Source organism: Polaromonas sp. P3_C2, assembly GCF_056402675.1.
Genome location: NZ_JBFUGX010000497.1, coordinates 1 through 3,108 on the forward strand (window position 1 = coordinate 1; position 3,108 = coordinate 3,108).

Sequence of the window (3,108 nt, forward strand, 5' to 3'; positions counted from 1 at the left end):
ATCCAGTTGTCGACCAGATAGCCGAGGTAGGGCTCGCCTGCGACCGGTGCCAGCGGTTTGGGGACGTCCGAGACGGCACTGCGCAGGCGCGTGCCGAAGCCACCTGCGAGCACCAGCAGGCGAGGTTCAGCCATGATGTTCACTGCTCCAGGCCAACAGCATGTCAACGGCCTCGCCGAAGTTGTCGCATACCTCGAAATGTGCCTCAAGTGAACGAGCCGCGAGCTCTTGGTGCAGGTTGTGCACGCCGGTGTTTACGCCAATGCCGCGGCAGCCGAGGTTGGCAGCCGTCATGAGATCGCTCAGGTTGTCGCCGATATAGCAGATATCGGCGGCCTGTTTCGAATATCTCGAGAGCAGTTCGAGGCCGAACCYGGGTGATGGCTTGCGATACAGTGCGGGCGCCTCGGGCACTTCCGGGCAGATGCAAATCTCTTCGAACGGCGCCGGACCGAGGTCGAGCTGACGCAGCATTTCGTTGTTGCAGCGAACCGCCATCTCCAACGGGAAATAGCCGCGACCGACCCCCGACTGATTGGTGTGCAAAAACAATAGGTGACCGGCGGCCCGTAGCCGCGTCAAGCCCTCGCGCACGCCCGGCAACAAGACCACCTGCGCCGGATCGCAGAGATAAGGCACATGCCTTATCAGGGTGCCGTCCCTGTCGAAAACGATCAGTTGCGAGGTCATCTTTTCAGGCCGCCTTGCTGCCTGTCTCGGGCGTCGCTGTGTAACCGGCCATCTCGCTGTAGATAGCGCCGTGTTCAAGCTGCTCGGTGATCGTGCAGAACAGCGTGTCGTCGCCTTCAATGAAAGCGCGGGTCTCAGCATGCAATCCCGGCTTGAACTCTTTGTCGATTACATCATCGATGACGACGGGTTCGACTTTGACTGATGCCAGGTGGGTGACCTGCAACTGTTCCATTGGTTTGAAGATAAGCCTGCGCTTGCGGGTCAGCACCTCTACGGCCCAGCGGCCAGGAGCTTCCCAGTCAGCGTGATAGCTAAATAGCACACCGCGTTCGGTTACGCCGGCGCCGCAAAACCGCGCGGCAGCCGAATGCCAGTCAAGCGCGCCAGCACGCCAGCTTTTCCAGTCCTTCGGGAAGCCGCAGAGATGGAACGCAAGGTCGGGCACGTGCGACGAGTTGGCGATGACCCAGGACTGCTTGACCGAATCGGGTAGGGGCATCGGTACGATCGTGTGAGCCCATTCGGTAAATTCGAAGCTGCAACTGAGTGCGCCGCCGTCTTCCTCAATCATTTTTCGTGCCTGCCGGGTCGCGGCGTAGAAGCGCCGGCTGTAAGCGATCAGCACATTGGCCTGGTGCTGCTCGGCTGCCRCCGCGACYGCGCCGAGTTCAGCCAGATTCAGGCCACCGGGCTTTTCAAGCAGGATGCGCCGGGTGCCGGCCTCCAGTAAATGGAGTGCAACCGGCGCAAGCTCCTCGAAACTCGCTGCCACGATCGCTCGTGCTGGCGCTCCTGACTCAGCGAGCGCTTGCACCAAGCCGCCACGCCGTACGGCGTGGCCGGTGGCGGCCTCAAAGGCCAGTGCAGATGATTCGCCACGCCCGATCACCTCGAAGTCCAGGCCCAGATGTTGCAAGACTTTGGCGTATTCGCGGGCATGCGGCCCCGCGCCGATCAACCAGATGTTCACGTCTATGTTCCTCGGTTTCAGGTGATGGGGACAGCGCCGGCTTCGGCATTGACGGCGACGCACCAATGATCAAGCAGGGCTCGAATATAAGGACGATGGATCTCGAGCGACTGCTCCAAAGTCGGCAACGCGCAATCGTTGCCGACAAGAATCGACTCGATGAGTGCGCCGCTTACTTCGCTCTGGAAGGGGAGGCGCCCCGGCAAATCGAGTCCGTCGGATCGTTTTGCGGTGCCGGCCGCTTCGTCGATGGCCCAGCGGTGTATGCCGTCATCGAGTTCAAAGCGGTAGAAGACATCTCCGTCGCCGGCTTCCAGGGTCGCAGTTGATCCGCCCGAGAAGTCGACTTTAAGCGTGCCCATGACCTCCCAGTTGCCGGGGCGCTTGGATTCGATCCAGCCAGGTGCGAGTTCACTGGTATCAAATGTTGTGGGCGTTTCACCGGTCCACCAGGCGAACATGTCCAGAAAGTGGATTGAGTTGCAGGCCAGTCCCCATGCACCTCCACTGACCTTCAGATGCATTGGTTTACCGGGCGTTAGCTGCGCTTTGATCTGTTGATGCCAGTCGAGCATTCTTCGCGGCGTGTTCACCCAGGCTCTGGCGTGGCCAACGTGATGCTCAATCTCGTCGAGCCCTGTCTCACTCTGTGCCAGCACCTTTTCGAGGATCCAGGCGCCTACCGTCGTCCGCGCGGCAATTTCTCGCACCACCTCAGGTCGCCAGCGTGCGGTAGTTGCAACAATCGCGACGTCGATGGCTGCCGGCATCGTTGCGAGCGAGGTATGCAACTGGACCTGATGCGGGCTGTTCGCTTTCGCGACCTCGTCCCAGCGTTGTTGCGCTCTCGCGAGCGACACCGGATCGACGTCTTGAACGTGAATGCAAAGCGGGCTGGCACAGTTCACAAGGCCTTGCAGGTAGCGCGAGCCGAGTTGGCCTGCACCGGAGATGAGGACGCTGTGGGTCATGCTACGTGCCCTTTTCTTGCCCGGTAGAAACCGCTGATCAAATTCTCCATGGCCGACAGTTCGGCGATCAACCGGTCATCAATCAGAAATTCAACGGGAGGAGTAAGTTTTTGCAGATCTTGCAATTGGCCATAGTTGCCGGGCGTCGGTGCCGGGACAGCACCGAACATGGCTGACTTGAGGTACTCCAGCCATCTGCGCGGCAGCAGCCGTTTGGCGATAGCAGCGGTGCTCTTGCGGAAGGTATTCAATACCGCGCCTGGACCTGTCAGCGCCTGCCTGGTATCACGGTCGAGATCATCGAGATGCCTGATAAATGTCTCGACCGCCTCGCGCACTACGGCACGCGCGCGCGCGTCGTCAACGGTAATGGCGCTTTTGAGCTCACGGGTGAGTATCGCGAAAAACCGCTCGTGCTCCGTCTCAAATTGAGCAGACGACCACCAGTCGCGAAACGACAGACCGCGATTGAAG

At 60.3% G+C, this 3,108-nt stretch carries 4 protein-coding genes and 1 pseudogene; all 5 read right to left on the reverse strand.

The window, feature by feature from the left end; genetic code table 11:
* Positions 1-134: pseudogene (locus AC1DWI_RS17815) on the reverse strand (glucose-1-phosphate cytidylyltransferase); the annotation flags it as partial.
* Positions 127-690, reverse strand: coding sequence for a D-glycero-alpha-D-manno-heptose-1,7-bisphosphate 7-phosphatase (locus tag AC1DWI_RS17820; protein WP_477725340.1), 564 nt, complete (start codon positions 688-690; stop codon positions 127-129). The gene AC1DWI_RS17820 and the pseudogene AC1DWI_RS17815, both read right to left, overlap by 8 nt.
* Positions 691-694: 4 nt before the next feature.
* The gene (locus tag AC1DWI_RS17825; protein WP_477725341.1) at positions 695-1,663 is read right to left on the reverse strand and encodes a Gfo/Idh/MocA family oxidoreductase; all 969 of its coding nucleotides are present in this window, start codon (positions 1,661-1,663) and stop codon (positions 695-697) included.
* A gap of 17 nt (positions 1,664-1,680) precedes the next feature.
* On the reverse strand, positions 1,681-2,634 hold the full coding sequence (locus AC1DWI_RS17830; protein WP_477668509.1) for a Gfo/Idh/MocA family oxidoreductase: 954 nt from the start codon (positions 2,632-2,634) through the stop codon (positions 1,681-1,683).
* Positions 2,631-3,108: hypothetical protein (locus tag AC1DWI_RS17835; protein ID WP_477725342.1), on the reverse strand; the 478-nt coding region annotated here is incomplete at its 5' end. The genes AC1DWI_RS17835 and AC1DWI_RS17830, both read right to left, overlap by 4 nt.